21 protein-coding genes are annotated in these 26,151 nt (G+C 52.6%); 2 read left to right on the top strand and 19 right to left on the bottom strand.

What is annotated here, in order from left to right:
• Positions 1-14: 14 nt before the first annotated feature.
• The 12 genes from ACJJIO_RS15915 to ACJJIO_RS15860 all read right to left on the bottom strand — a co-directional run bounded on the left by ACJJIO_RS15915 (position 15) and on the right by ACJJIO_RS15860 (position 14,133).
• A complete protein-coding gene (locus ACJJIO_RS15915; protein ID WP_444904172.1) occupies positions 15-977 on the bottom strand; it encodes a DUF368 domain-containing protein in 963 nt (320 codons plus the stop codon).
• Entirely contained in the window at positions 974-1,645 is a 672-nt protein-coding gene (locus ACJJIO_RS15910; RefSeq protein ID WP_444909051.1) for a protein-L-isoaspartate(D-aspartate) O-methyltransferase, read from the bottom strand. Before ACJJIO_RS15910 ends, ACJJIO_RS15915 begins: the two co-directional genes overlap by 4 nt.
• A gap of 48 nt (positions 1,646-1,693) precedes the next feature.
• Positions 1,694-2,659: a tRNA pseudouridine(13) synthase TruD gene (gene truD, locus ACJJIO_RS15905; protein WP_444909050.1), complete on the bottom strand. Its 966-nt coding sequence runs from the start codon at positions 2,657-2,659 to the stop codon at positions 1,694-1,696.
• Complete coding sequence (ispF, locus tag ACJJIO_RS15900; protein ID WP_444909049.1) at positions 2,649-3,134, bottom strand: 2-C-methyl-D-erythritol 2,4-cyclodiphosphate synthase; 486 nt, start codon at positions 3,132-3,134, stop codon at positions 2,649-2,651. Before ispF ends, truD begins: the two co-directional genes overlap by 11 nt.
• Complete coding sequence (gene ispD / locus ACJJIO_RS15895; protein WP_252085087.1) at positions 3,134-3,853, bottom strand: 2-C-methyl-D-erythritol 4-phosphate cytidylyltransferase; 720 nt, start codon at positions 3,851-3,853, stop codon at positions 3,134-3,136. The genes ispF and ispD overlap by 1 nt, the downstream gene beginning before the upstream one ends.
• Positions 3,850-4,137 (bottom strand): septum formation initiator family protein, encoded by a 288-nt coding sequence (locus ACJJIO_RS15890; protein ID WP_252085086.1) that lies wholly within the window; start codon positions 4,135-4,137, stop codon positions 3,850-3,852. Before ACJJIO_RS15890 ends, ispD begins: the two co-directional genes overlap by 4 nt.
• 85 nt (positions 4,138-4,222) lie before the next feature.
• A complete protein-coding gene (gene eno, locus ACJJIO_RS15885) occupies positions 4,223-5,509 on the bottom strand; it encodes a phosphopyruvate hydratase (protein WP_444909048.1) in 1,287 nt (428 codons plus the stop codon).
• A 226-nt stretch (positions 5,510-5,735) separates the two neighbouring features.
• A complete protein-coding gene (gene kdsA / locus ACJJIO_RS15880) occupies positions 5,736-6,581 on the bottom strand; it encodes a 3-deoxy-8-phosphooctulonate synthase (RefSeq protein ID WP_444890926.1) in 846 nt (281 codons plus the stop codon).
• 55 nt (positions 6,582-6,636) lie between these two features.
• Entirely contained in the window at positions 6,637-8,271 is a 1,635-nt protein-coding gene (gene pyrG, locus ACJJIO_RS15875) for a CTP synthase (RefSeq protein ID WP_252085084.1), read from the bottom strand.
• Between the two features lie 125 nt (positions 8,272-8,396).
• On the bottom strand, positions 8,397-9,719 hold the full coding sequence (gene tilS / locus ACJJIO_RS15870) for a tRNA lysidine(34) synthetase TilS (RefSeq protein WP_444909047.1): 1,323 nt from the start codon (positions 9,717-9,719) through the stop codon (positions 8,397-8,399).
• Positions 9,720-9,918: 199 nt separating this feature from the next.
• Positions 9,919-12,465 (bottom strand): glycoside hydrolase family 3 protein, encoded by a 2,547-nt coding sequence (locus ACJJIO_RS15865; protein WP_444911003.1) that lies wholly within the window; start codon positions 12,463-12,465, stop codon positions 9,919-9,921.
• A 336-nt stretch (positions 12,466-12,801) separates the two neighbouring features.
• Entirely contained in the window at positions 12,802-14,133 is a 1,332-nt protein-coding gene (locus ACJJIO_RS15860; RefSeq protein WP_444909046.1) for a sugar MFS transporter, read from the bottom strand.
• A 353-nt stretch (positions 14,134-14,486) separates the two neighbouring features.
• Between ACJJIO_RS15860 and ACJJIO_RS15855 the strand changes: the two genes are divergently transcribed.
• Together ACJJIO_RS15855 and ACJJIO_RS15850 are read left to right on the top strand one after the other, a co-directional pair.
• Positions 14,487-15,659, top strand: coding sequence for a sensor histidine kinase (locus ACJJIO_RS15855; protein WP_444909045.1), 1,173 nt, complete (start codon positions 14,487-14,489; stop codon positions 15,657-15,659).
• Complete coding sequence (locus ACJJIO_RS15850; RefSeq protein ID WP_444909044.1) at positions 15,656-16,492, top strand: LytR/AlgR family response regulator transcription factor; 837 nt, start codon at positions 15,656-15,658, stop codon at positions 16,490-16,492. Before ACJJIO_RS15855 ends, ACJJIO_RS15850 begins: the two co-directional genes overlap by 4 nt.
• Positions 16,493-16,670: 178 nt before the next feature.
• Here the strand turns inward: ACJJIO_RS15850 and ACJJIO_RS15845 are convergent, their stop codons facing one another.
• The 7 genes from ACJJIO_RS15845 to ACJJIO_RS15815 form a co-directional block, all read right to left on the bottom strand.
• Positions 16,671-17,930: a sugar MFS transporter gene (locus ACJJIO_RS15845; protein ID WP_444909043.1), complete on the bottom strand. Its 1,260-nt coding sequence runs from the start codon at positions 17,928-17,930 to the stop codon at positions 16,671-16,673.
• 329 nt (positions 17,931-18,259) lie between these two features.
• Positions 18,260-19,216 (bottom strand): acetyl-CoA carboxylase carboxyltransferase subunit alpha, encoded by a 957-nt coding sequence (locus tag ACJJIO_RS15840; protein WP_252085077.1) that lies wholly within the window; start codon positions 19,214-19,216, stop codon positions 18,260-18,262.
• 92 nt (positions 19,217-19,308) lie between these two features.
• On the bottom strand, positions 19,309-22,827 hold the full coding sequence (gene dnaE / locus ACJJIO_RS15835; RefSeq protein ID WP_444909042.1) for a DNA polymerase III subunit alpha: 3,519 nt from the start codon (positions 22,825-22,827) through the stop codon (positions 19,309-19,311).
• 58 nt (positions 22,828-22,885) lie between these two features.
• The gene (locus ACJJIO_RS15830) at positions 22,886-23,101 is read right to left on the bottom strand and encodes a DUF1289 domain-containing protein (RefSeq protein WP_108732299.1); all 216 of its coding nucleotides are present in this window, start codon (positions 23,099-23,101) and stop codon (positions 22,886-22,888) included.
• Positions 23,094-23,630, bottom strand: a complete 537-nt coding sequence (locus tag ACJJIO_RS15825) for a gamma carbonic anhydrase family protein (protein WP_252085074.1) — start codon at positions 23,628-23,630, stop codon at positions 23,094-23,096. Before ACJJIO_RS15825 ends, ACJJIO_RS15830 begins: the two co-directional genes overlap by 8 nt.
• Before the next feature lie 98 nt (positions 23,631-23,728).
• Positions 23,729-24,259, bottom strand: a complete 531-nt coding sequence (locus ACJJIO_RS15820) for a methylated-DNA--[protein]-cysteine S-methyltransferase (protein WP_444909041.1) — start codon at positions 24,257-24,259, stop codon at positions 23,729-23,731.
• Positions 24,256-25,722: an AlkA N-terminal domain-containing protein gene (locus tag ACJJIO_RS15815; protein ID WP_444909040.1), complete on the bottom strand. Its 1,467-nt coding sequence runs from the start codon at positions 25,720-25,722 to the stop codon at positions 24,256-24,258. Before ACJJIO_RS15815 ends, ACJJIO_RS15820 begins: the two co-directional genes overlap by 4 nt.
• Between the last annotated feature and the right edge of the window lie 429 nt (positions 25,723-26,151).

Genomic DNA, 26,151 nt, shown 5'->3' with positions numbered 1-26,151 from the left:
AGATATTCCAGATCTTATTGCGGTGTGGCGTAGGATTTACCTCGATGCCCCCCTCCGAAATAGTCCACCGCGAGAACCAGTACCGCAGCAACCAAAGCGGCAATAATCGCAGGCCCCAGATTCGCATTCTCACCTGTCTGGGCCATAAAGTTCGACGGGGATGTATTGGCGAGTAATGGCGCAAGCTTACTGGAAACAGTTTCGGCACCATTGATTGGTAGCTTCCAGGGCCAAATTATTTTCAGGCTACCTAATAAGATCCCTGCAAGAAAAGCCAATGTGCGAGCGACATATTTGTGCATCAACCAGGAAAGCAATCGGCTAAAAAGCATTAACCCCAGAGCGGCCCCAACCGCAAAGTACAATAAATTCGACAATTGCAGCTCATGTACTGCAGTGAGTACCTTGGGATAAATCCCAATCATAAGCAGGATAAAGGCACCTGAAATTCCGGGCAAAGCCATGGCACAAATTGCCAATGCTCCAGATAAAAATAAAGTAAGTGGCGTAGCTGGGATGTCCCCAGGGCGAAGCTCACTGACAACAACTGCCAGCGCGATGCCTAGAAAGAGAAAGACCGCTGTCGAAAGAGACCACCTGGGGATATTGCGAAGAATAGGGAAGGTAGAAGCCAGCACTAGGCCAAAAAAGAAAGACCAGACGAGAATAGGATATTGCTCTAAAAGGCCGCTAATAATCCTCGCCAGGCTGAAGATACTGATCAACACCCCTAAAAACAGGGATAACAGGAAGCTGCCATTGATGTGCTTCCACGTCGCTGATAGCCCTTCCTCCCGCATTATCGTAATACAGTGAGGCCCTATCCGGCTCAAAGAGTCGAGTAACTCCTGGTAGATCCCTGTGATAAAAGCAATGGTCCCCCCGGAAACCCCCGGAACAACATCTGCAGCACCCATTCCCATACCACGCAGCACTACACCCGGGTACCGGCTCTTAAAGAGCTCTCTAAATTTCATCGAACCACACCACTAAGCAGCGGCACAAACCGCACTGCTTCTAGCTTTTCCACATCGAACTGATCGGTATCCTGGCGACGAGAGATCATCATCAGGTGCTGTTGCTCCGAACCCACAGGAATAACCAGCACGCCATTTGGTCCCAACTGTTGCTTGAGTTCATCGGGAACCGTTGAGGGAGCCGCTGCTGCCAGGATTGCATCATAAGGCCCTTTTTCCGGCCAGCCAAAACCACCACTACTGAGATTGTATTCAATATTCTGATATCCCAACTCGTTAAGACGCTGGCAGGCCTTATCGAGCAAGGGTTCGACACGCTCAACAGAAAAAAGTTGTTCAACCAGCCTAGAAAGAATTGCGGTTTGGTAGCCGGAACCCGTACCAACTTCTAAAACTCTATGCAGGGATTTGGCCCTGCTCAGCAGCAACTCTGTCATGCGGGCAACAATGTAAGGTTGGGATATTGTCTGGCCATAGCCAATTGGCAGAGCTGTATCCTCATAGGCGCGGATCGCCAGGGCTTCATCCAGAAAAAGGTGCCTGGGGGTCGAAGCCATCACATCGAGGACTTCTTCATTGCTAATGCCCTCATCCCTCAAGCGTTGGATCAGGCGATTGCGAGTTCGCTGGGAGGTCATTCCCAAGCCTTCGTGTCTCAAGCGGTCCATAAGCTTTTATTCCATCCCCTGTATAACTCTCGCTTTCAGCCACAAATTTTATGTGTCCGAGTTCACATTGACCAGCTGTGCCACCTCCCTTAGCAAGGCTGTTGCGAATGCCCCAGGCGGCAACGCAAATTCCAAGAGGAGGTCATCAGACTGCCACTCAAAACGAAAGGCCTCTGGACGTAGGGCCAGTGGTCTTCGCTCTTGCTTGAGCCCGCAATGTTCCAGCCAGTTACACCAGCTCAGCCACTTCTCTAGTACTTGCTGCTCCAATTCGCCTTGAGGACCTGTGGCGAGGTTTCTACCGCGCCCCCACAAAGGACCACTGGGCTCACTTTGTGGCTCACCCTCAATACTTTGCTGCCAGCAGTCTTGAGTGATTCTTTCTGCCAATACCTGATTAAACAGCCAACTGCGCGCAGCCGACATGGCAAAGGCCTTTTCATTCTTACGACAGCGTCCCTCTTCTTCCGCCAGGTGACGCGCCAGGTTCAGGTTGCCGCCATCGATACCAAAGCGCTGCTCACCGAAGTAATTTGGCACTCCGCCACCTACCTGTTTAAGCACCTCTTCCGCAGCCACCCGATCACCACTTACATTGCGCAGGCGAATTTTAAACCGATTGCCTACATGCTCCCCGCGACGTAGTTTACGGCCGCCTCGAAAAAACCTCAGAAGTGAAACTTCTTCACTATTGATCTGCGACCAATCTGCCTCTGGCTTCTGTCCGAGCCAAACACTAAACCACTGCGTGGTTACGGCATGTCGATCCTTCAACCCAAAGTAGCTGACATCCAGAGGGCGCACTCCGGCGAGTTTGGCTAGCTGTTTTGCCACCCAGACAGTATTGGCCCCCCGCTTCTTAATATGCAGATACACATGCTCCCCGTCCTCTGTAGGTTCGGGAAAAGCCATCTCATCGACAACAAAATCTTCCGCAACAGTACGAAAATCAGCAGAGATTGCCGCCCCACCCAAAGCGCGGGGCCAATTTAGATTCCAGACTTCAGACATCATATCGCTCAAGTAAAACAGTGGCCTGGGCCGCAATTCCTTCACTCCGCCCGGTAAAGCCAAGCTTCTCCGTAGTCGTTGCTTTCACACTAATATCGGCGATATCCACACCGCAATCCGCAGCAATATAGCCGCGCATGGTTTCTACATGAGGAGCCATCTTGGGAGCCTGTGCAATGAGAGTGGTATCAGCATTCACCAGGCGATATCCCCTTTCCTTAATTAGGGTCATGACATGTTGCAAAAGGGCACGACTATCCGCTCCACTAAAACGCTCATCCGTATCGGGAAAATGATGACCGATATCACCGAGAGCCAAAGCACCAAGAAGCGCATCGCAAAGTGCATGCAGCAACACATCCCCATCGGAATGGGCTTTTAAACCAAAGCTATGGGGAATTTTTGCTCCACCAAGCACAACATGATCGCCAGGGCCAAACGCATGCACGTCAAAGCCCTGGCCAATTCTAAAACTCACTATCGATAATCCTCGGTGGGAGCGTAGCGCAGACGTAAAATGGTCTCTGCCATTACGATATCGGTGGGGTGGGTCACTTTGATATTGTCACTCCGACCTTCAACAAGTTGCGGAGAGTGACCAAAAATTTCCAACGCACTTGCCTCATCTGTAACAGCTTCACCTTGCTGCAATGCTTGACTGAGGCAGGAGCGAAGTAGTGCAAGAGGCGCTCGCTGAGGGGTCTGCGCAAGCCATATCTGTTTGCGATCCAGGGTTTGTTCAACACATTGAACACCGCTTATCTCAGACCCTCTCTTTACAGTATCACTGGCCTGACGCGCTAGCAGCGCGGTCTGTGCAACCTGGCTGTGCAATAGTGCACTAATGTCTTCCATTGCAACACATGGCCGAGCGGCATCATGTACAAGCACTGGGGTGTCGCCATGTTCCCGTTGAGCGAGAAATTCCAGGGCTGAGAGGACAGAATCCGCTCGCTCAGCGCCACCAATTACAGTGTGCATTAATGGGTGAGAAGCTTCTTTCAAGTGCGGGAAAAATTCATCATCCTTTGATAGGGCCACAACAACGCCAGCAAGTCCCGGCCAACTTAAAATATTCCGCAGGGTTAGGGACAATAAAGGGCGCCCCAGTAATGGTAAATACTGCTTAGGGCGATCGGCTCCCATGCGTTTACCAACACCCGCAGCGGGCACAACCACCCAATAATCTGTAATCACTTTTTAGCCTCTTCCGAGTCCAGGAAGATAAACAGGGTTTCCCCTTCCTTAATCAATCCCAAATCATAGCGTGCCTTGGCTTCGACACCATCAGTGCCCACTTTCAGGCTTCGTACTTCTCTCAACAACTGGCGATTTTCCCGCGCTAAAGCTGCATTTTTTTCCTGTTGCTGAGCAAGCTGTCGTTTGAGACGGGTAACTTCGGCAAGACTGCCATCACCAACCCAGAGACGATACTGAGTGGCAAGCAGAATAAAGGTAAGAATTCCCAGCAGCCATTTCATACGAGATTACGATATTTCGCTTGTTCGTATTATAGGTATTGCAGAGGAATCCCTCTGCAATACCAATGTGCGATTCAAATATTGATTATTTGAATTCAGCACGGCCACGGTAAGGAGCGGAACCATTCAGTTCAGCTTCAATACGCAGCAGACGATTGTACTTAGCTACGCGGTCGGAGCGACACAGGGAGCCGGTTTTGATTTGGCCAGCAGCGGTAGCTACAGCCAGGTCAGCAATGGTGGTGTCTTCGGTTTCACCAGAGCGATGAGAGATTACAGCGGTGTAGCCTGCATCTTTTGCCATCTTAATCGCGTCCAGAGTTTCGGACAGGGAGCCGATCTGGTTGAACTTGATCAGGATAGAGTTACCCACGCCTTTCTCGATACCTTCTTTTAGTATCTTGGTGTTGGTTACGAACAAGTCATCGCCTACCAGCTGTACTTTTTCACCTATCTTGTCGGTTAGAATTTTCCAGCCGCCCCAATCGCTCTCGTCCATACCGTCTTCGATAGACAGGATCGGATAGTTGGCGGACAACTCAGCCAAATAGCTGGCGAAACCTTCGCTGTCGAACTGCTTGCCTTCGCCAGCCAAGTCGTACTTGCCATCTTTGTAGAACTCGGAAGAAGCACAATCCAGAGCCAGGGTAATGTCATCACCCAAGGTGTAACCGGCCTTTTCTACCGCTTCAGCAATCACTTTCAGAGCGGCTTCGTTGGATGGCAAGTTCGGAGCAAAGCCGCCTTCATCGCCAACCGCAGTGTTCAGGCTGTTGCTGGACAGTACTTTTTTCAGTGAATGGAAGATCTCAGCACCTTGACGCAGGGCTTCGGCAAAAGATTCAGCTTTAACGGGCTGAACCATAAACTCCTGGATATCCACATTGTTATCGGCGTGCTCGCCGCCGTTTAGGATATTCATCATCGGAACCGGCATAGAGTATTCACCCGGAGTGCCGTTTACTTCAGCAATGTGCTGATACAGGGGGATTTTTTTGGAAGCTGCAGCGGCTTTAGCGGCCGCTAGTGAAACCGCCAAAATAGCGTTGGCACCCAGGTTAGCTTTGTTTTCAGTACCGTCGGCATCGATCATCGCCTTATCCAGGGCGCGTTGATCAGTTGCGTCCATACCTTTGAGCAGATCGGCGATAGTGGTGTTGATATTCTCAACCGCTTTCAATACGCCTTTGCCCAGGTAACGACTTTTATCGCCATCGCGCAATTCCAGAGCTTCACGAGAACCAGTGGAGGCGCCAGAAGGAGCGCAAGCGGAACCAATGGAACCGTCTTCCAGGATTACATCGGCTTCGACGGTAGGGTTACCGCGGGAATCCAGCACTTCGTAGGCTTTAACAGCGACAATCTTGCTCATTAACAATGGGCTCCGTATTAGTACTAACTAAACTTGTTACTTATTAAAAAGGTAATTACTGAAAGAAATTTTCCAATAGCTGCACGCAACAATTAAGGGTTCTTACTCTTGTGAAACTTTTTCTCACAGTTTTTTGTGAGTATCTCTAATCGTAGCTTCCATGAATAATAGCTACAGAATAAGTACCAAGTGCCCAAAAAGGGCGCGCGCTATGTATTTCTTACTTTTATTCAGTATCCAGAGGCGTAAAGCCTTTGATTAAATCATCCACAGCTTTCATCTGTGCGAGGAATGGTTCCAGCTTCTCCAGTGGCAATGCACTGGGGCCATCACACAATGCCTTATCTGGATTCGGGTGTGCTTCCAGGAACAGGCCGGCAATACCAATAGCCAAACCTGCTCGGCCCAGCTCAGTGACCTGTGCACGGCGACCACCAGAGGCAGCACCGGAAGGGTCGCGCATTTGCAGTGAGTGGGTGACATCAAAAATCAGCGGCGCACCGCCGGAGGCATTGATCATGGTACTGAAGCCCAGCATATCGACAACCAGGTTGTCGTAGCCAAAGCAGGCACCGCGCTCACACAAAAGAATATTTTCATTGCCGCACTCAGCAAATTTCTCCACCACATTTTTAACTTGCGGAGGGCTCATAAACTGGGGCTTTTTGACGTTGATCACTGCACCAGTCGCTGCCATAGCGGCGACCAGATCAGTCTGGCGGGCCAGGAAGGCCGGCAGCTGGAGAATATCCACGACTTCGGCAACCGGAGCAGCCTGGTGTACTTCGTGGACATCGGTAATCAAGGGGACCTTAAAAGTGTCTTTGATTTCCTGAAAAATCTTCAGGCCTTCTTCCATACCCGGTCCGCGATAGGAGTTGATGGAAGAGCGATTGGCCTTGTCAAAAGACGCTTTAAAAACATAGGGAATACCCAGTTTTTCAGTGACTTTTACATAGTGCTCAGCCACCTGCATCGCCAGGTCGCGGGATTCCAGTACATTCATACCGCCAAAAAGCACAAAGGGCTTATCGTTGGCGACCTGAATATTTCCGACTTCAATTGTTTTCACTGTCAGCTCCCTGTCATCTCACCCCCAATCACAGAGACCGGGGGCGGATTACTGATTAACCCTGGTTTTCACGCTGCTTCATTGCGGCGGCAACAAAGCTTTCGAACAGCGGGTGGCCGTCGCGCGGGGTTGAAGTAAATTCCGGGTGGAACTGGCAAGCAACGAACCAGGGGTGGTTCGGCAATTCAACCATTTCTACCAGGGTATCGTCTGCAGACCAGCCGCCAATTTTCAAACCGGCTTGCTGCAGGCGATCAACGTAGTTGTTGTTCACTTCGTAGCGGTGGCGGTGACGCTCTACAATGACGTCTGCGCCGTAGATATCGCGAGCCTTGGTATCTTTAGCCAAGCGACACTCCTGGCCACCCAAGCGCATGGTGCCCCCCAGGTCAGACTGCTCGTCGCGCTTCTCGATATTGCCTTCACTATCGATCCACTCTGTGATCAGGCCGATAACAGGGTGCGGGGTTTTAGTATTAAATTCAGTACTGTTGGCACCTTCGAGACCGAGCACATTGCGCGCAAACTCGATAACCACAGACTGTAAACCGAGGCAGATGCCCAGGTAAGGAATATTGTTTTCACGAGCGTAGCGAACAGATTCAAGCTTGCCCTCTAAACCGCGCTCACCAAATCCACCGGGAACCAGGATTGCATCGGCATCCTTGATCAGGTCAATGCCGTTTTCACCCTCAACGTCTTCAGCGTTGATAAAGTCGATATCCACTTTGCAGCGATGCTTGATACCCGCGTGGGTCAGGGACTCGATCAGGGACTTATAGGCATCCAGCAACTCCATGTATTTGCCAACCATGGCAATTTTCACTTCGTGCTGGGGGTTCAGCTTGCCATCGACCACTTCATCCCACTCGGAAAGGTCTGGTGCCTGGCATTCCAGCTGCAGTTTTTCCACAACGATATCGTCGAGGCCGTAACTGTGAAGAAGACGCGGGACGCCGTAGATGGTTTTGGCATCGGGCAGCGGTACTACAGCGCGCTCTTCAACATTGGTAAACAGTGCGATCTTGCGGCGGGAGTCCTCATCGATCTCGCGCTCGGAACGGCACAGCAGAATATCCGGCTGCAAGCCGATAGAACGCAACTCTTTAACAGAGTGCTGAGTCGGCTTGGTCTTGGTTTCACCAGCAGTGGCAAGAAAAGGCACATAGCTCAGGTGGATCAACAGGGCGCGATTGGTGCCCATTTCCACACGCAGCTGACGCACAGATTCCAGGAACGGTTGGGATTCGATATCACCTACGGTGCCACCGATTTCAACAATAGCGACGTCGACATCGCGGCCACCTTCTACAACGCGGCGCTTGATCTCGTCGGTAATATGGGGGATCACCTGTACGGTGCCACCCAAGTAGTCACCACGGCGCTCTTTGCGCAGTACGGTCTCGTACACGCGGCCGGTGGTGAAGTTGTTACGCTTGGACATCCGGGTACGGATAAAGCGTTCGTAGTGACCCAGGTCCAGGTCAGTCTCGGCACCATCCTCGGTGACATACACCTCACCGTGCTGGAAGGGGCTCATGGTACCCGGGTCTACGTTGATGTAGGGGTCCAGTTTGAGGATGGTAACCTTGAGGCCACGGGCCTCGAGAATGGCGGCCAAAGAGGCGGAGGCGATACCTTTCCCCAACGAGGAAACCACGCCACCAGTTACAAAAATATAGCGCGTCATGCAAAACCTTGGTCAGTTGAGCGCTCGATGAATGTCGAGCTTACAGGGCTGGCCCGGGCGGATAATCCAGCTTCTCCCGGTGCCTTTGAGACGGGGCGCCAGGGTAGCAGAAAACCCCTCTCCGCTCAATCGAAAAACCGCCAGCTGGGCGGTTTCACCGAAGGTGCTACTGGCAAAGTGGAGCAGCCCGCCTTACAGCAGAATAAATCGGCAACTGCCACCAGCTCTCCATCCAGATACACGAGCGGTATCCGGTCTCGCAGCCAGGGTTCCAACGCCCTCTCCTGCAACACCTTCTTGAGAGTCTGGGAGCGAAGTCGGTCGAGAGGCTGGACGCGCTCACCGCCCCGGCGGTATTTCACTTCATATACCCCCTGGGGCCAACCCTGCACCGATTCCAGTACACCACCTCTGGGCAACAGTAGTACTGACACGCCATCCCATTGAAGGCTTTCTTCGGTGGTAGAAAAGGGCTCCATGACAGGGGTCAGATAGAGGCGCTGCTGAAAGCGTCGCACTACACACCCACCCAGTCGTACTTCCACTTGGGCATCCGCACTCGCTTTCTCAATTTGCACTAAAGCTTCTTGCAGAACCACGGATTCCGGCGCCATACCACCCTGCAGCAACACCCAACCGCGCAGTAGATTTTTGCGCCGCGCAATACTTAAATTCATGAACGTCGCTAAAAAGAGGCTCTCCCCTAACCTCTCTCGCCTGATATCACAGATCTGCAAGTCAGCAAGCGCCAACTCCTCTAGCAGTAATGCAGATTCCCTAAGATTATCTGCAGCCCGCTGAATACTCTGCCGTGCCGACCAACGGGTGGATAAAACAGGCATGACCTGTTGGCGTAAATAGTTGCGCTCAAAAGCCTCATCAGCATTACTCTCATCCTCAATCCAGCTGAGCCCGTGTTCAAGGGCCCAGGCTTCCAGCTCACGGCGCCCCGCTGACAACAAAGGACGAAGTAAGGATTTACCCTCACCCAACGGCCGACTCTCCGCCATACCCGAAAGCCCAAGGACGCCCGCTCCCCGCATTAGTCTATATAGAAAGGTTTCTGCCTGATCATCCCCATGGTGACCGAGCAAAATTTGATCACCGGAGGACATCACCGAATCAAAAGCCTTGTAGCGAGCCTTACGCGCCCCCTGCTCTATCCCACCACCGCTTCTATCGACTTGCACACGCACCGCAACAAAAGGCACTTGCAGCTCACGGGCAACAGCTTCGCAGTGGCCAAGCCAGCGCTCTGCATTACTACTTAGGCCGTGGTGCACATGCACTGCCTTAACGGGGATACCATTCTGGTTGAGAAGATGCAGCAAGACAGTGGAATCCAAGCCACCAGAAAATCCAACCCATAGCTGTCCCAGAGCCGGGTGGCGCTGCATCGAAGACTTTATAAGTTGCGGTAGAGAATTTGCTGCGGATTTGGAGGTCACTGCCTATACCCTGGAACTGAGATCGACACAGTATACCGGTGCTGGCAACTTGAGTTGATGGACTTCTGAGCGGGAAGCGGGATATTGCAGAGCTACAGCTCTTCAGCAACTCAATCACTTAAAAGAGAGGTGTAGCCCAGACCTCAATTTTTACAGACCCGGGCATTTAATTACCAAAAACGGCTAGAGATAAAAGTCACTAACCCGCACAGCGAATATCAGCAGAAGCTGCCGCATCGGGTACCAATCGAACATTGGCTACGGCTATCGCTGCGACCCCCTCACTCTCCAAGCGGAAGGCACTGAAAACCTTGCTAAAGTCAGCGCCAGCTTTGGCAAAGCATTGCAGGTCCACCGAGAGACGGGTCCAGTTATTCAGCGGCATGGTTTTCAGAGTGGCTTGCAGCGGCACTCTGGCAATACAGCCCTCTCCACAGGTCACCGCCGCTTGTAACGGTTCACGCAGCTTCTGATCAACGCGAATATTCAGGCTCAAGGCTGAGCCCTCCTCCAAATAAATGTCCAAGTTCTGCATATACTCCGCAGACAACTGCACAGCACCGGGGCGCAGGCCCTTCCACTCGATCAAACGCGCATCTTCTTGAGAGGACATATCAATCGAGGTCACAACGATATTGTTATCCTCACCACTGGCCGCTCGGTTGCCATTCACTGGTACTGCCTTGGCTCCGTCTTCGGCAATATTCAATACCCAGGGAGCGCGCGGACGGGAAACCAATAACCAGGCATCCTCCAGTCCAGCCGCAGCCATATTTTCGCTGGTCTCAGGCAAGTCGTTGCTGACCAGGGATTCCTCATTCACACTCAAGCCGTAACCCAAAGCAAACAGGGGATCGTAGTGCTCGTGGTATGGATTCAAAACCGTTTGATTGGTGTACATCGGCCAGCTAAAGGGCAACTTACCAGTGAAATCGTAGCGAATCTCACCTTTGGCACCTCGGAATAATACATCGGCCACACCGGCACCCTCAGACCCCGGCAGCCAAGCGGCCACAAAAGCATCCGATGCATTTAATTCACTGTTCACCCAAAGCGGGCGACCGGACAGGAAAACACTGACAACTGGAATTTCCTGTTTACGCAATTTCTTCAACAGTGCCAGATCTTTCTTATTACCGCGCTGGTATTCCAGATTTGTGATATCACCATGCCATTCCGCGTAGGGTTCTTCACCATAAATGGCAATAGCCACCTGGGGTGCCTTGCCATTGGCAAAGCTGGCATCGGTAAAGCTTCCATCCTCACTCAGTATGGCTTCACCACCCACGCTCTTTACGGCTGCGGCGATGCCCTCAAAGATGGAAGTAGCACCGGGAAAATCTTCACGGGTATTACCAGTGCCCTGCCAGGATATTGTCCAACCACCACTTTGTTTGGAGAGGTTGTCGGCCCCATCGCCGACGACTAGAACATTCTGCTTCGCGGCTAGCGGCAACAATTGATCATTGTTTTTCATTAACACCAAAGACTTCCGCACTGCCTCTCTGGCGATAGCGCGGTGCTCGGCATTGCCGAGAATACCAGCCTTGCCCGCTAGGGGCATATTACGCTCGAACAAGCCGGCGCGAAGTTTCACTCGCAGTATGCGGCGCACCGCATCATTCAAACGCTCAGTGGGGATTTCACCGCTCTTCGCCTGAGCCAAGGTATTGTTGTAGAGGGCCTTCCAATCCGCAGGCACCATAAACATGTCCAGACCAGCGTTAATTGCCGCGGCACAACTTTCCAGAGTGCAACCCGGTACGAAACTGTGACCATTCCAGTCCCCGACTACAAATCCATCGAAACCCAAACGCTCCTTCAAGACATCTGTCAGCAAGTATTGATGGCCATGCAGCTTCTCACCATTCCAACTATTAAAAGAAGCCATTACCGTTTGCACACCAGCGGGCAAAGCGGTCAGGTAACCTGCCGCATGTACTTCTGCCAGCTCCTTTTCAGGCACAGCGTTATCCCCGCGGTCGATTCCACGTGTAGTTCCACCGTCACCGACAAAATGCTTAGCCGTGGCGACCAGGTTTTCCCCGCGCAGAAAATCGGCTTCGTTCTTGCCACCCTGCAACCCTTTCACCATGGCTTCCGCATAGTCAGCCACTACAGCCGGATCTTCAGAATAACTTTCATAAGTGCGTCCCCAGCGGTCATCCCGCACTACCGCCACAGTGGGGGCAAAAGTCCAGTCGATACCGGTAACAGCGACCTCGCGGGCCGTCGCACGACCAATACGCTCGATCAGCTCAGCATCCTTCGCCGCCCCGAGGCCAATATTGTGGGGAAAAAGAGTTGCCCCAATAACATTATTGTGACCGTGCACCGCATCGGAGCCCCAAATCAGGGGAATAGCAACACCGCCATCGGAAGTGTCCATGGAAGCCTTGAAAAAGGCATCGGAAAGCGCGAGCCAATCTTTAGGCGTGGCAAACTTATCGTTGTTTGGAAAGGCACCACCACCGTTTAGCACAGAGCCCAGATGGTATTTCTTAACATCTTCAGCGGTGACGTGGCGGATCTCCGCCTGAATCATTTGCCCCACCTTCTCTTCCAAAGACATGCGCGACATAATTTCGGAAATACGCGCTTCCCGCTTTTCGCTGCGTGGAAACGCGGGCTCGAGTAGCGGCCAGTTTTCCAGGCTACCGCCACTGCTTATCTGGGAGTTATCCTCTTTTGACGGAACTTCTTCCCCCTGCGGCTGACAGCCAACAAGTGCCGAAACACAGAGCATTAAGCTCAGTGAAAATCGTTTTTTTAATTTCACGGATAACTCCCAAAGTTTTCCCACGCGAGTCCTTCTGTCCTACCAATTCCATCGCTATCAGAATGAGTAACACAGATATTATTATTTCGGTGTAAATCCCATACTCCAGCCACAGCCAATAAGGCCCCGATTGGATTTCAGGTATTCCACGCAACGGTATCAACGGAGCAAAGTGCAATACTTGCCGAGGAGCGCCAATAGAAATCCGATGGATTGGGCTAAATCACAGACAAGGCGGAAAACAATTTCTAGCTGGACTACTTAAAAAATAGCCTGGAGAAACGTTTCAGTTGCCTTTGCCCACTACTCCATCGCAGCGCCACGCAGAGCCGGAGAAAAAGCACCGTAATAAGCGATATAGCAGTAGCACAGCAGCGGTACTAAAAAAGAAATCTGAATACCCGCTTCATCGGCGAGCATCCCCTGAAGCAATGGAATAACCGCACCGCCAACAATCGCCATGCACAGGACACCGCTGCCCTGACTGGTGTACTGACCCAAACCTCGCAACGCCAGGCTGAATATGGTTGGAAACATAATGGAGTTGCAACCCCCCACAGCGACAATCGACCATACAGCCAAATAACCAGAGGAGAGCATCGCCACCCCGATAAGTACTACAGAACCCAGTGAACACACTGCCAGTGTTTTTCCCGCAGAAACATAGCGCAGCAGCAGGGCCCCGGCAAAGCGGCCTACCATAGCGCCACCCCAGTAGTAGGAAACATACTTTGCCGCTTCAAATAACTGCATTTCAGCAACAGAGGATTCACTAAAAAAGCTAACCAGGAAACTTCCTATAGCTACCTCGGCGCCTACATAGGCAAAAATACCAATTGCCCCCAGTGTCAATCTGGGAAAGCGCCAAATGGAAAAAGTCTCACTGCGGGGCGGGCTTGTACTGTGAGAAAGGCGGTGTTCGGGGATTGTCGGCAAGCGAATCCAGGAGAAAAAAGCCACCATCATCAACAGCACTACTGCCAACCAGAAATAGGGTTTTTCCACCAGGGCCGCCTCCCTAGCGCGAAATTCATCGACACTAGTTGCCGTATCGGGATCGGCGCCCATTGAAATCGCGGCAAAAAAAACGGCACCACCGGCAACCGGCGCCAAGGTAGTTCCCAGAGAGTTAAATGCTTGGGTTAGGTTTAAACGGCTTGGAGCCGTTTTGGCACTACCCAAAGCAATAACGTAGGGATTTGCTGATACCTGCAATACTGTAATACCAGAAGCCAGTACAAAAAGCCCCAATAAAAACACTTCATAGATTTGCAGGCGCGCAGCAGGAATAAAAACCAGGCAACCAGCACAAGCCACTAATAAACCAAAGACCAACCCCAACTGATAACCAACTCTACGCAACAGCAACCCAGCAGGAACGGAAACCAGAAAATAGGCTGCAAAAAAGTAAAACTGTACCAGGACAGCGCGGGTATAACTCAGCTCAAAAACATTTTTAAGATGTGGCACCAGAACATCATTCAGCCCGGTGATAAAACCCCACAGAAGGAAAAGCGAAGTCAACGCTGCAAGATTTAAATACCCTGGAGAGCGCCCCTCTTGAGCCTGGGCATCTGAATCACAAACAGCCATTTCGTTCGAGTGAAGACTCGAATCGGGCAACATCTGGCGCATTGGAAACCGATCCCCAAATTTCAAACTCGTTTCTTGGCGATTATACTGTTCTTCCTAAACGCTTTTGAGTCGCCAGCGGAAAATTAAGGACAAAATGTGCAATTTTTTATAACCCTTAATAAAAAACACTTTCACTCAATGAAAGTTGTCTTATGGGTCCAGATTGCCGAAAGTAACTTGACTAATCACCCCGAAAAGCGACAAAAAGGACTAAATAAGGGCTAAGCTGGAATCCTAGCGCACAGGCCCACTGGCGGGCACCGGTAAGCCAAGGTAATATCTTCCGGATAATAATGAACGCGATGATGAGCGTCTATCCCGTCATTTTCACAAAATTAAATATACGGGACATCATGCAGTACTCTACCCGTCAATACTGGAATGCAACTGCGGAAATTCCTTCGACCCGCTGGTTTTGGAAATTACAGCTGGTCAGCTGGATTGGCATTTTGTTGGTGACATTCCTCTCCCTGACTCTCTGGCATTCACCCACTGAGTGGCCAAGCTTCGAGCCAGCAAATACTATTTTCCAGTGTGCTGTGGCTTTTGTTCTCTCGGTATTCCTAAGACCCATTTTTGATATCGCCTGGGACTCTGAACTGGCCGTTCGCACAGTTATCTATCTACTCGCCGTTGCGGTGATTTCCGGCATCTGGACCCTGATGCGCATGGAGGCCTATATCCGCTTGAGCGGGGAGCACTCCATCTGGTCTGAATTCGGCGGCTGGTATTATGCCTCCCTCTTTGTCTTTCTTTTTTGGAGTGCACTTTACTGTGGCGTTAAATACCACATACTGCTGCAAGGGGAACACAAAAAAATGCTTGAAGTGGCCGCGGACAACGAGCGCGAGCAACTTCGTAGACTCCAGGCAGAGGCTATCGCCAATGAGGCCCAGCTTAAAATGTTGCGCTATCAGCTCAATCCCCACTTTTTGTTCAATACACTAAATTCCATTAATGCTCTAATTCGCTTTCAACAGGCCGATGAGGCCCGCGAAATGGTGGTACGACTCAGTGATTTCCTGCGCCTCTCCCTAAAAGAGAGCCCTATGCAAAAAGTAGAACTTGAACAGGAAGTCAAAGCAGCACTCCTCTATCTGGAGATTGAAAAAACCCGCTTTGCTGACCGTTTGGCTGTAGATCTCAATGTCGCTGATACAGCCCGGCAAGCACTGGTGCCCAGTATGTTGCTACAACCACTGGTAGAGAATTCAGTAAAATATGCTATCGCCCCCAATGAAATGGGAGGCACCATCGGAATTCATGCGAAAAGTACCGGTGAGCGCCTACTGCTGGAGGTACAGGATTCAGGCTGTTCCGAAGACTGCGCCGGCGAGAGAAATTTCCAAGCAAGTTCCACCGGTGTTGGACTGAAGAATGTACGGGAGCGACTTTCCAGCCTCTACCCACAAAATTACCGTATAGAGCAACAGGAAAAACCTGATTGCGGTATGTCGATACGAATCGATATACCGCTGGAAAAATCCACGCACCCCACCAATAAAACACAGGGAGAAGTCCAATGAACAAACTCACTGTCGTGCTGGTGGACGACGAACCCCTAGCCCTGCGCCTGCTGCAAAGCATGTTTGAGGAATTCCCGGATATAGAAATTACCGCCTGCTGCCGCAATGGGCGCGAGGCGTTGCAAGCCGTATCTGAATACAGTCCAGACCTATTGGTTCTGGATGTGCAAATGCCCGGGATGAATGGCTTTGATGTGGTCAGTCGTCTACAAGCCGACACCATGCCACTGGTAATATTCGCCACCGCTTTCGACGAATATGCCCTTAAAGCCTTTGAGGTTCACGCTGTCGATTATGTTTTAAAGCCCCTGGATAACGCTCGCCTAGAAACCGCCCTTGATCGCGCGCGCCAGCGCTTGCAATTGGCACATGCCGGCAAAAAAGATATCCACCAAGAAGAAAAAAACCGGCTGCTGCGCTCTATTGAGGAAATGAGCTCAACCAAGGGACAAGCCTCTGAGACTCGCACCCCAGTGATCAACAATCGCCTGGCGATTAAGGATCGCGGCAGTATTACTATGGTCAATCAGCAGGATATCGAGTGGATAGATGCCGCCGGTGACTACATGTGTGTGCATGTAAAAGGGGAAACCCATGTTATGCGCAGCACCATCAAAGACCTGCAAAAACAGTTGTGCCCGGATAATTTCAAGCGTATTCACCGCTCCACCCTGGTGAATCTTAACTATATCGTACACATCAAAGTACTAACTAAAGGAGAGTACTTTCTCACCTTAACGAGCGGCGCTAAAGTCAAAGTCAGCCGTAACTATCGCCTACCGATCAAGGAATTTCTCGAAGCCAACCGACGCATAGCTTCAGAAGCCTCCTAAACAGCTTGCCCTTCAACGCCACTCAATACCGGCAGGGACTCGCCGGTATACCAGCAAAATAACCAACCTAAGCAATATCTGATCCACGCCATCCAGTTAATACAGAGAGCCCCTTTCTTTACAAAAAAAAGCCGGCATGGAAATACCGGCTAAACGAGCTCAGAAGAGAAGAAAAAAATTAAGCGCGTTTTTCTGGGCGGTGACCAATGGCACCGTAGTAAAGAATATAGAGGTAGCAGAAAATAGGCAGGACAAATGCCAACTGGATACCCACCTTGTCCGCCAATAATCCCTGCAATAACGGCACTATAGCGCCACCGACTATAGCCAGGCACAAGATACCAGAACCCTGACTAGCCGCCTTGCCAAGTCTCGCAAGAGCCAAACTGAAAATTGTTGGGAACATAATGGAGTTACACAGCCCCACCGCCAAAACAGCATACATTGCCAGGTAGCCGCTACCAGCTACAGTGATAAGCAGAAGTAGGCAGGAACCCAGGGAACAAATTGCCAGCACTTTTCCCGCGGAAATAAAGCGCATAATCAAGGCACCGGCAAAACGCCCAACCATGGCCCCACCCCAGTAGAGGGAGATATAGAACGCTGCCTCGGATTCCTCGAGACCAGCAATAGAGTCTTCGGCAATAAAGTTCACCAGGAAGCTGCCGATAGAAACTTCCGCACCGACATAAACGAAAATCGCTACCGCCCCTAATACGAGATGGCGATAATTCCAGGCCGAAGCTTCACCTATCTCCGATGGGGTCTGTGAAGTATTGCTGACAATAGACGGCAGATTCAAAAACGCAAAAACCAGAGCCAACACGGCTAGGGTAGCCGCCAGAATCAGGTAGGGCACTTCGATCACTGAGGCACTGACTGCGCCGACGGCAACTCCCGCAGCTGGGAGAATTAATAATGCACCGAATTGTGGGGCTACGGTGGTACCTAGTGCATTAAAGCCCTGGGTCAAGGTTAGTCGGCTGGGTGCCGTGCGCTCATTTCCCAAGGCGGCAACATAGGGGTTTGCCGATACCTGTAAGATAGTGATACCGGAAGCGAGAATAAACAGGGCCCCTAGGAAAAGCCCATAGACCTCCATGCGCTCCGCAGGAATAAATAGTAAGCAACCCAATACCGCGATAGTGAGGCCGGTGACGATACCTTTTTGGTAACCAATCTTACTCACCAGACTACCCGCCGGCAGGGAAACCAAAAAATAAGCTCCAAAAAAACAGAATTGCACCAGCATCGCCTGGGCATAGTTCAGCTCAAAAATCCCCTTGAGATAGGGAATCAGGATATCGTTCAAACAGGTAATAAATCCCCACATAAAAAACAGTGAGGTCAAAGCTACCAGCGCAAATTTTTGTCCCGCTTGATCACCAGCTTGTAACTGCACAGCATCCGTTGCCGTATTCCTCTGCAAAATTGCCATATTTGATTTCCAGAAACTTCTGCCGCAACTAAACCGTAAATGGCAAGCCAGCACTTAAACACTTGTTATTCTTTTTGCTTTCTACCATGGAGGCACAGATACGACGCAGCGGTTTTCGATAAGGGGGGCTAAAAATGGGGGCAGTAGGGACAGTGTAAAGTGCCCTGGACACGCTCAACTAGCGAGGCAAACAAATAACAGAAGACGAATAACCCACCCAATAAACGGGGAATCGCCAAATATAGAGCAGATCTCGTAAAAGGAAACTGGACTCAAAAAAACAAGAAAAAAGGGCAGCGCCATGATCGGGACTGCCCTTTTTAAGAATATTAAGAAACGATATTGCCGTAGCTCATCAGACGCTGGTAGCGCTTTTCCAGCAACTCATCAATAGGAATAGCACTCAACTGCTCCAGTTGTTCACCGAGGCGCTCCTTCAGGCTCTCAGCCATGGCATCCGGATCTCGGTGCGCACCGCCGAGGGGCTCGGGGATGGTTTCATCCACAATACCCAACTCCTCCAACACACTGGAAGTCACCCCCATAGCCTCGGCAGCCAGTGGAGCCTTCTCTACGGTTTTCCAGATAATATTGGCGCAGCCCTCCGGAGAAATCACAAAGTAGGTGGAGTACTGCAGCATATTGAGCTGATCACCAACACCAATTGCCAGAGCACCACCGGAAGAACCCTCACCAATCACGGTACAAATAATCGGCGTGCGCAAACGGGACATCACCGCCAGGTTCTGGGCAATGGCCTCACTGATGCCACGCTCTTCACTATCGATTCCGGGGTAAGCCCCTGGAGTATCGATCAAAGTCAGCACCGGCATTTTAAAGCGCTCGGCCATTTCCATAATGCGCAAAGCTTTGCGGTAGCCCTCCGGCTTAGGCATACCGAAGTTACGCGCAACCTTCTCATTCACAGAGCGCCCTTTCTCTTCACCGATCACGGCTACCGGTTTGCCATTCAAGCGTGCGATCCCAGTAATAATCGCCTTGTCATCACCAAAATGACGATCGCCATGCAGCTCGTCCCAATCGGTGAATAGCCGCTCAATATAATCCTTGGAGTATGGACGCTGCGGGTGCCTGGCCACCTGGACCACTTGCCAGGGACTCAGGTCTGCGTAGATGGACTCGGTCAGAGTTCTGCTCTTATCCCGCAGCCGGGTCACTTCATCCGCGATATTCAGCTCATTGTCGTCCCCGACCAGCTGCAACTCTTTAATTTTGCTTTCCAGCTCTGCAATCGGCTGCTCAAACTCGAGAAAGTTGAAATTCATGAAATCTGCGCCTTAACTCTTTTCCATGCCTCTGGGCAATCACAGCGACATAGCTTAACTGTACAGAACCGACCAGTCGAGCCCAGTGGACTTTAACGCCGCTCAGCGTATTGAAGTGCCACCCGCTCACGCCCCAGCAACTCCCGCAGGGACTGAACCATCTGATCATTCGGCTCCACATTCCACTGTGGAGGCAGGCGGTAGAGACCTCGCGCATCGTGGCGCAACACTTCCAGACTGACCCCGCACTGGCCACCGGTATAGGGCTGCAAACACGAGGCCAGACGCTTGGCTAATCCAGGGGCCACAACACCGGTATCGACTTGCAGGCGCACACCGGTCACCCGGCTCTGACGCAGCTCATCCAGGGTGGAAACCCCATTCACGGTCATTTTCAGACCGCCGCTGTAATCGTCATTGGCCACGGGGCCTTCGAGTACCAGCAGCGCATCCTTAGCCAGCTTGTCGCGGTGTTCGCCAAATGCCTCGCTGAACATGGCCGCCTCAATACGGCCGCTGCGATCATCCAGGGTAACAATAGCCATGGAATCGCCACGCTTGGTCTTCATCACCCGCATGGCAACCACCAGGCCCGCCACTTTTTGCGCTTCGCGGCCAGGTTTTAAGTCGGCGATTCGCGCCTTCACCAGGTGTTGTAACTCACCGGCATATTCGTCAATGGGGTGGCCGGTGAGATACAGACCCAGGGTGTTTTTCTCACCCTCCAAGCGCTCGCGAATACTCCAGCAGCGAGTGCGACGGAAGTCCTCGTACACATCACCATCGGAAGATTGGGGCACCACCTCACCGAACAAATCCATCATGCCTGCATTGGCATTAGCCTTTTGCTGTTCCGCCGCCTTCACCGCTTCATCCAGCGCGTTAAACAGCACCGCGCGGGAATAATCCAAGCCATCACTGCCGCCAGTATCCGGTCCAATGCTGTCGAAGGCACCAGAGCGCACCAGCGCCTCCAGTGCGCGCTTATTCACCTTGCGCGGATCGACACGCGAGCAGAAATCGAACAGATCGGTAAAGGGACCGCCCTCTTCCCGCGCCGCAATAATATTTTCAATCGGCCCCTCACCCAGGCCCTTGATGGCACCGAGACCGTAAATAATGCGGTTATCGATATCCACCGAGAACTGGAAGCTACCCAGATTCACATCCGGCGGCACCAGCACCAGCTCCATGGCTCGGCACTCTTCGATAAAGGTCACCACCTTATCGGTCTTATCCATATCCGAAGACATGGTCGCCGCCATAAACTGGGCGGGATAGTGCGCTTTCAGCCAAGCGGTCTGGTATGACACCAGTGCGTAAGCCGCAGAGTGCGATTTGTTAAAACCATAGCCTGCGAACTTCTCTACCAGGTCGAAGATCTTAATCGCAAGTTCGGGGTCAATTCCTTGCTCTTTTGCCCCGTTTTCAAAAGTGGCCCTCTGTTTGGCCATTTCCTCCGGTTTCTTTTTACCCATCGCCCGGCGCAACAGGTCGGCGCCACCGAGGGTATAGCCCGCCAACTCCTGGGCGATCTGCATAACCTGTTCCTGGTAAACAATAACCCCGTAAGTGGGCTCCAGGATCGGTTGCAGTTTTTCATGCTGGTATTTGGCATCCGGGTAGGCCACCTGGGCGCGACCGTGCTTACGGTTAATAAAGTCATCAACCATGCCCGATTGCAGCGGACCCGGACGGAACAGGGCCACCAGGGCGATCATATCTTCCAGGTTGTCCGGCTGTAGGCGCTTGATCAGGTCCTTCATACCCCGGGATTCCAGCTGGAATACCGCCGTGGTCTCTGCCCGTTTGAGCATTTTGAAGGTTTCTTCATCGTCCAGCGGCAGCGCGGCAATATCCAGGGGCTCCTCACCCTCACGCGCGCGGGTCTCATCCACCATGCGCTTGGCCCAGTCGATGATGGTCAGCGTCCGCAGGCCGAGGAAGTCGAACTTCACCAGGCCCGCATCTTCCACATCGTTTTTATCGAACTGGGTTACCAGACCCGCGCCAGTCTCGTCACAGTAAAGCGGCGCAAAGTCGGTAAGCTTGGTGGGGGCGATAACCACACCACCGGCGTGCTTGCCCACGTTACGGGAGACCCCTTCGAGCTGCAGGGCCATTTCCCAGATTTCCTGGCCCTCATCATCGTGGTCGAGGAATTCCCGCAGGATCTCTTCCTGGTCGAAGGCCTTTTGCAGGGTCATGCCCACATCGGGGGGAATCATTTTGGACAGCTTGTCGGCGAGGCCGTAGGACTTGCCCTGTACCCGCGCCACGTCCCGCACCACCGCCTTCGCGGCCATGGTTCCGAAGGTAATAATCTGGCTCACCGCCTGGCGGCCATAGTTATCCGCAACGTAGCCAATTACCCGGTCGCGCTTCTCCATACAGAAGTCGATATCGAAGTCGGGCATCGACACCCGCTCCGGGTTCAGGAATCGTTCGAACAGCAGATCGTATTGCAGCGGGTCCAGATCGGTAATGTCCAGCGAGTAAGCCACCAGGGAGCCGGCACCGGAACCCCGCCCCGGGCCCACCGGTATATCGTGGTCTTTGGCCCACTGGATAAAGTCCATTACGATCAGGAAGTAACCGGGGAATCCCATCTGGATAATGATATCCAGCTCAAAGCGCAGCCGGTCTTCGTAGACCTGGCGGCGCTCGGCATAGTCCGCAGCGGATTTGTCGAGGATGGTGGCGAGGCGCCGCTCCATACCCTCGTAAGAGACCTTTTCGAAGAACTGGTCTTCGGTCATACCCTCGGGAATCGGGTATTCCGGCAGGAAGTATTTACCCAGCTGGATTGGCGCCGAACAACGCTTGGCAATCTCCACGGTGTTTTGCAGGGCTTCGGGGATATCGCCAAACAGTTCCCACATCTCTTCCGGCGTGCGGAAATACTGTTCGGCGGAATAACGGCGCTCGCGGCGAGGGTCATCGAGGGCGCGACCTTCGTGAATACACACGCGCACCTCGTGGGCCTCAAACTCGCTCTCCTCCATAAAGCGCACATCGTTGGTGGCCACCACTGGCAAATTTAATGCCTGCGCCAAATCCACTGCCGAGTGCAGGTAGTCTTCATCGCCGGCGCGACCGGTGCGCTGTAACTCCAGGTAATAGCGGCCGGGGAATAACTCCGCCCACTCCCGTGCCAGCTCCTCCGCCTGGGCGTGGCGCCCCGCCACCAGTGCACGGCCCACATCGCCGTACTTGGCACCGGACAGCATCAGCACCCCTTCGCTGTACTCCTTAACCCATTCGCGCTTGATATAGGCGTTACCGTGGTACTGCCCCTCCATCCAGGCGCGGGAAATCAGCTCGGTAATATTGCGGTAGCCGTCGGCGTTCATCGCATAGAGCGTGATCAGCGTAGGCTTGCCTTCGCCGCCTTCGCTGAGCCAAAAATCCGCTGCGGTAATCGGCTTGATACCGGAACCCAAACAGGCCCGGTAAAATTTAATCTGCCCGTAGAGGTTGCACTGGTCGGTAATCGCCAGGGCTGGCATTTCCAGCTCCTGGGCGCGGGCAATGGCCGGCTTGATTCTTACCAGGCCATCGATCAGGGAAAATTCTGAGTGAATTCTTAGGTGGACAAAGGGTTGGGTCATAGTCGCATTTAGTTCCGGGCCCTGCGAGGCCCGGCCCCGACAAAGCGCTATCGATTGTTTACCAGATTCGGCCCATTTGCCGCGCGCGCTCGGTGCAAAGCTTTAACACTGCACGGCGCTCATCATTGTTCATGGAGCCCCAGCGGCTGATTTCGTTACCACTGCGAAAACAGCCCTCGCACAGGTCCTGCTCATTCAGGGCACATACGGAGATACAGGGGGATTTCACCGGGCGCTCTTTCGGCTCCACGGTTTTTACCGGTTGTTCAGACATCTTTAGCCTCAAGCGGGACCAGTTCACTGGCGAAATGTTTGCCGTTGGCCGCATAGTGATCGCTGCTGGCTTTGAGCAGCTCGTAGGTGGCGGGATCGAGAGATTTTACTACCTTGCCGGGAGAGCCCAGCACCATAGAGTAATCGGGAATTTCTGTGCCCTCGGTCACCAGCGCATTGGCGCCAATGATACAGCACTTGCCGATTTTGGCCCGGTTTAAGATCACGGCATTGATACCAATCAGGCTGTAATCACCAATATCACAGCCGTGCAGCATCACTTTATGGCCTACGGTGACACCGGTGCCGATGGTTAATGGCACACCCACATCGGCATGCAGTACCGAGCCATCCTGTACGTTGCTGTATTCACCGATAGTGATCGGCGCACAGTCGCCGCGCACCACCGCGTTAAACCATACGGAGCTGTGCGCAAGCATACGCACATCTCCAATCACATGGGCACCGGGCGCAATATAGTGGCCCTCACCTTCCAGTTGTGGCTGTTTATCCCCCAATCTGTACAGCATTTGGCCTCCGGCTCGATATGATGATGAACCGCTTATTATCTCGCGCCAATGAGGCCGTGGCTAGGGAGAGATGATTGCGCTTTTCCCAATATTACCCGCTAGAGCAGCTCGCCCTGCTGGACAAAGTTAGCACCCTCAAGGGTGAGCAAGCGCGCTTTCAAAGACAGACCGCCGGCGTAGCCGGTAAGGCTGCCATTGGCACCGATTACACGATGGCAGGGAATAACGATGGCAATCGGGTTCGCACCATTGGCCCGCGCCACCGCGCGAATAGCCCGTGGCTGGCCCAACCACTGGGCTTGCTGGCTGTAACTGCGGGTTTCGCCAAAGGGAATTTGCAACAGCGCACCCCAAACCCGGCGCTGGAATTCAGTACCCTTTGGCGCCAGGGGCAGATCAAAGCTTTTGCGCTGGCCGGCGATATATTCCCGCAACTGCTGGGCGGCCAAATCCGTCAGCTCCGAGGCGCCCCGCTGCCAACCGCCCCCCAAACGCAATGGTCGTTCATCATCATAAAACTGGAGTGCAACTATACCTCTGGCGCCTCGGGAGAGCCCCTCTCCCTCCTGCTCGCAGGCCGCGATGGCAACATCCCCCAATTCCGTGGTGTAACTCTCATAGACAATCATTTTTTCTCTCCAGATTTCAGGGACTGCCACAACAAAATGGCTCCATATGCCCGCCAAGGCCGCCACTGCTCTGCCCGCTCCAGGACCTGCTTGGGTTTTGCCTTTTCACCATCACTGCCCAAGGCTTGTAGAATACCCAAATCCGACGCGGGGAAAGCGTCCGGCATCGACAGGCCACGCATAGCGATATAATGCGCCGTCCAATCGCCAATACCCGGCAGTGCTGTGGCCTGGCTGCACCAATCCTCCAGGGACTGATCGGCAAAACTCACACGGCCATCCAAAGTTGCGGCAACAAACTCCTGTAGGGTTTTCATCCGAGCCCGGGTCAAACCCAGATCCGCAAAGTCCGCCTCAGCGAGACGCTCGGCCGTTGGGAATAAAAACCGCTCTCTGCCAGCATCGTCTACAAACGACTCCCCGTAGCGGGCCACTATACGTCCGGCAATAGTGGTCGCCGCCGCGACACTGATCTGCTGACCGAGAATCGCCCGCAGTGCATATTCGAATGGGTCCCAGGCACCGGGCAAGCGCAGGCCCGGATTCTTCGCCAACTGATCTGCCAGCAATGGATCTTCGTTTAATACTGTCTGGATCTCCTCAATATCCGCATCCAGATCAAACAGCCGGCGCAGGCGCTGGTTCAGCAGATATAACCCTGCCCCACCTTCCTGACCAAAAACCTCCACTACCAGGCGATTTCGTTCCGGGTCGTGGGAGACCTCCATCACGCCGCGACAAGCATCCAGTTCGAAACTGCGTGAATAGACCTCCCCCTCCACCTGCTCTACCCCCGCCAAAGCGCGAGTTCCCAAAAAAGCCAGGAGTTGCTGCCAATCTAACGGCGGGCGGTAATCCAGGTACAACCGTACCCGTGTGGCACTCGCCTTCTCCACGCGCACTGCGTGCCCCTCCCTGCGCACCTCGGATGGAGTGCGTTGATAGATCTGTTTGAATACGCCGTTAAAGCGTCTCAAGCTGTTAAAACCTGACTCATAGGCAATTTCAGCAATAGGCAGGTCCGTATCCCGCAGTAAACGAAAAGCAAACAGTGCTCGCTCGGTTTGCCAAACCGCTAAGGGGCTTACCCCCAAGTGCTCAGAGAACAGACGGCGCAAATAGCGGCTGCTGACCCCGAGACGCTCTGCCAGTCGCTCCACAGACTGAGGCTCGCGCTCACTGCGCATCAGTTTTAAAGCGCGCTGCACGGTGGTCGATACCAATCCCCAGGCTGGACTACCCGGCGCAGAATCGGGGCGACAGCGCAGGCAGGGCCTAAAGCCCGCATTGGCCGCCTCCGCCGCAGTCTCAAAATAAGTGACATTGCGCTCCAGCGGAGGCCGCGCGGGGCAGATGGGTCGACAAAAGATACCTGTGGTCTTCACCGCCGTAAAAAAACGCCCATCAAAACGCCGATCGCGGGCAAGCCGCGCACTGGAACAAATTGCCGCATCAATTTTCATTTGCCCTCCCGAATCTGACTTCCAGTGTATTTCCACGCTGCCTTGGAAACTAGTCAAAAACGGAACTGACCCAAAAACCATTAGACCCGATAGTCACAACAAGACTCAAGCCTTCGTTATCATGAGAAATACATTCACATAACCAACGTTTGTCGCGGCAATGACTATATCCGGTTGCCAGATTAATTTACGCACCTGATTACTCTTTACAACTCACAAGAAATTTTCAAAACCATCAACGTCTCTCTACTTAGCCCCATCAAAAATACACACCGGCAACAAGCTGAAAATTTCTCAGCACAAATGTTCGGGAATTTTCACTTCCCTCACCGCCAACAAGAAAAACTAAAAAAATAAACTGCCATTATTTTTTCAATAATCACCTTTATTCAGAGAAATCACACATATTTACCCACATCGAAATTCGGT

The organism is Microbulbifer mixtoriginis (SeqCode), from assembly GCF_052467235.1.
The sequence above is the reverse complement of the archived record's forward strand: the minus strand, read 5'-3'. Positions and strand labels throughout refer to the sequence as shown.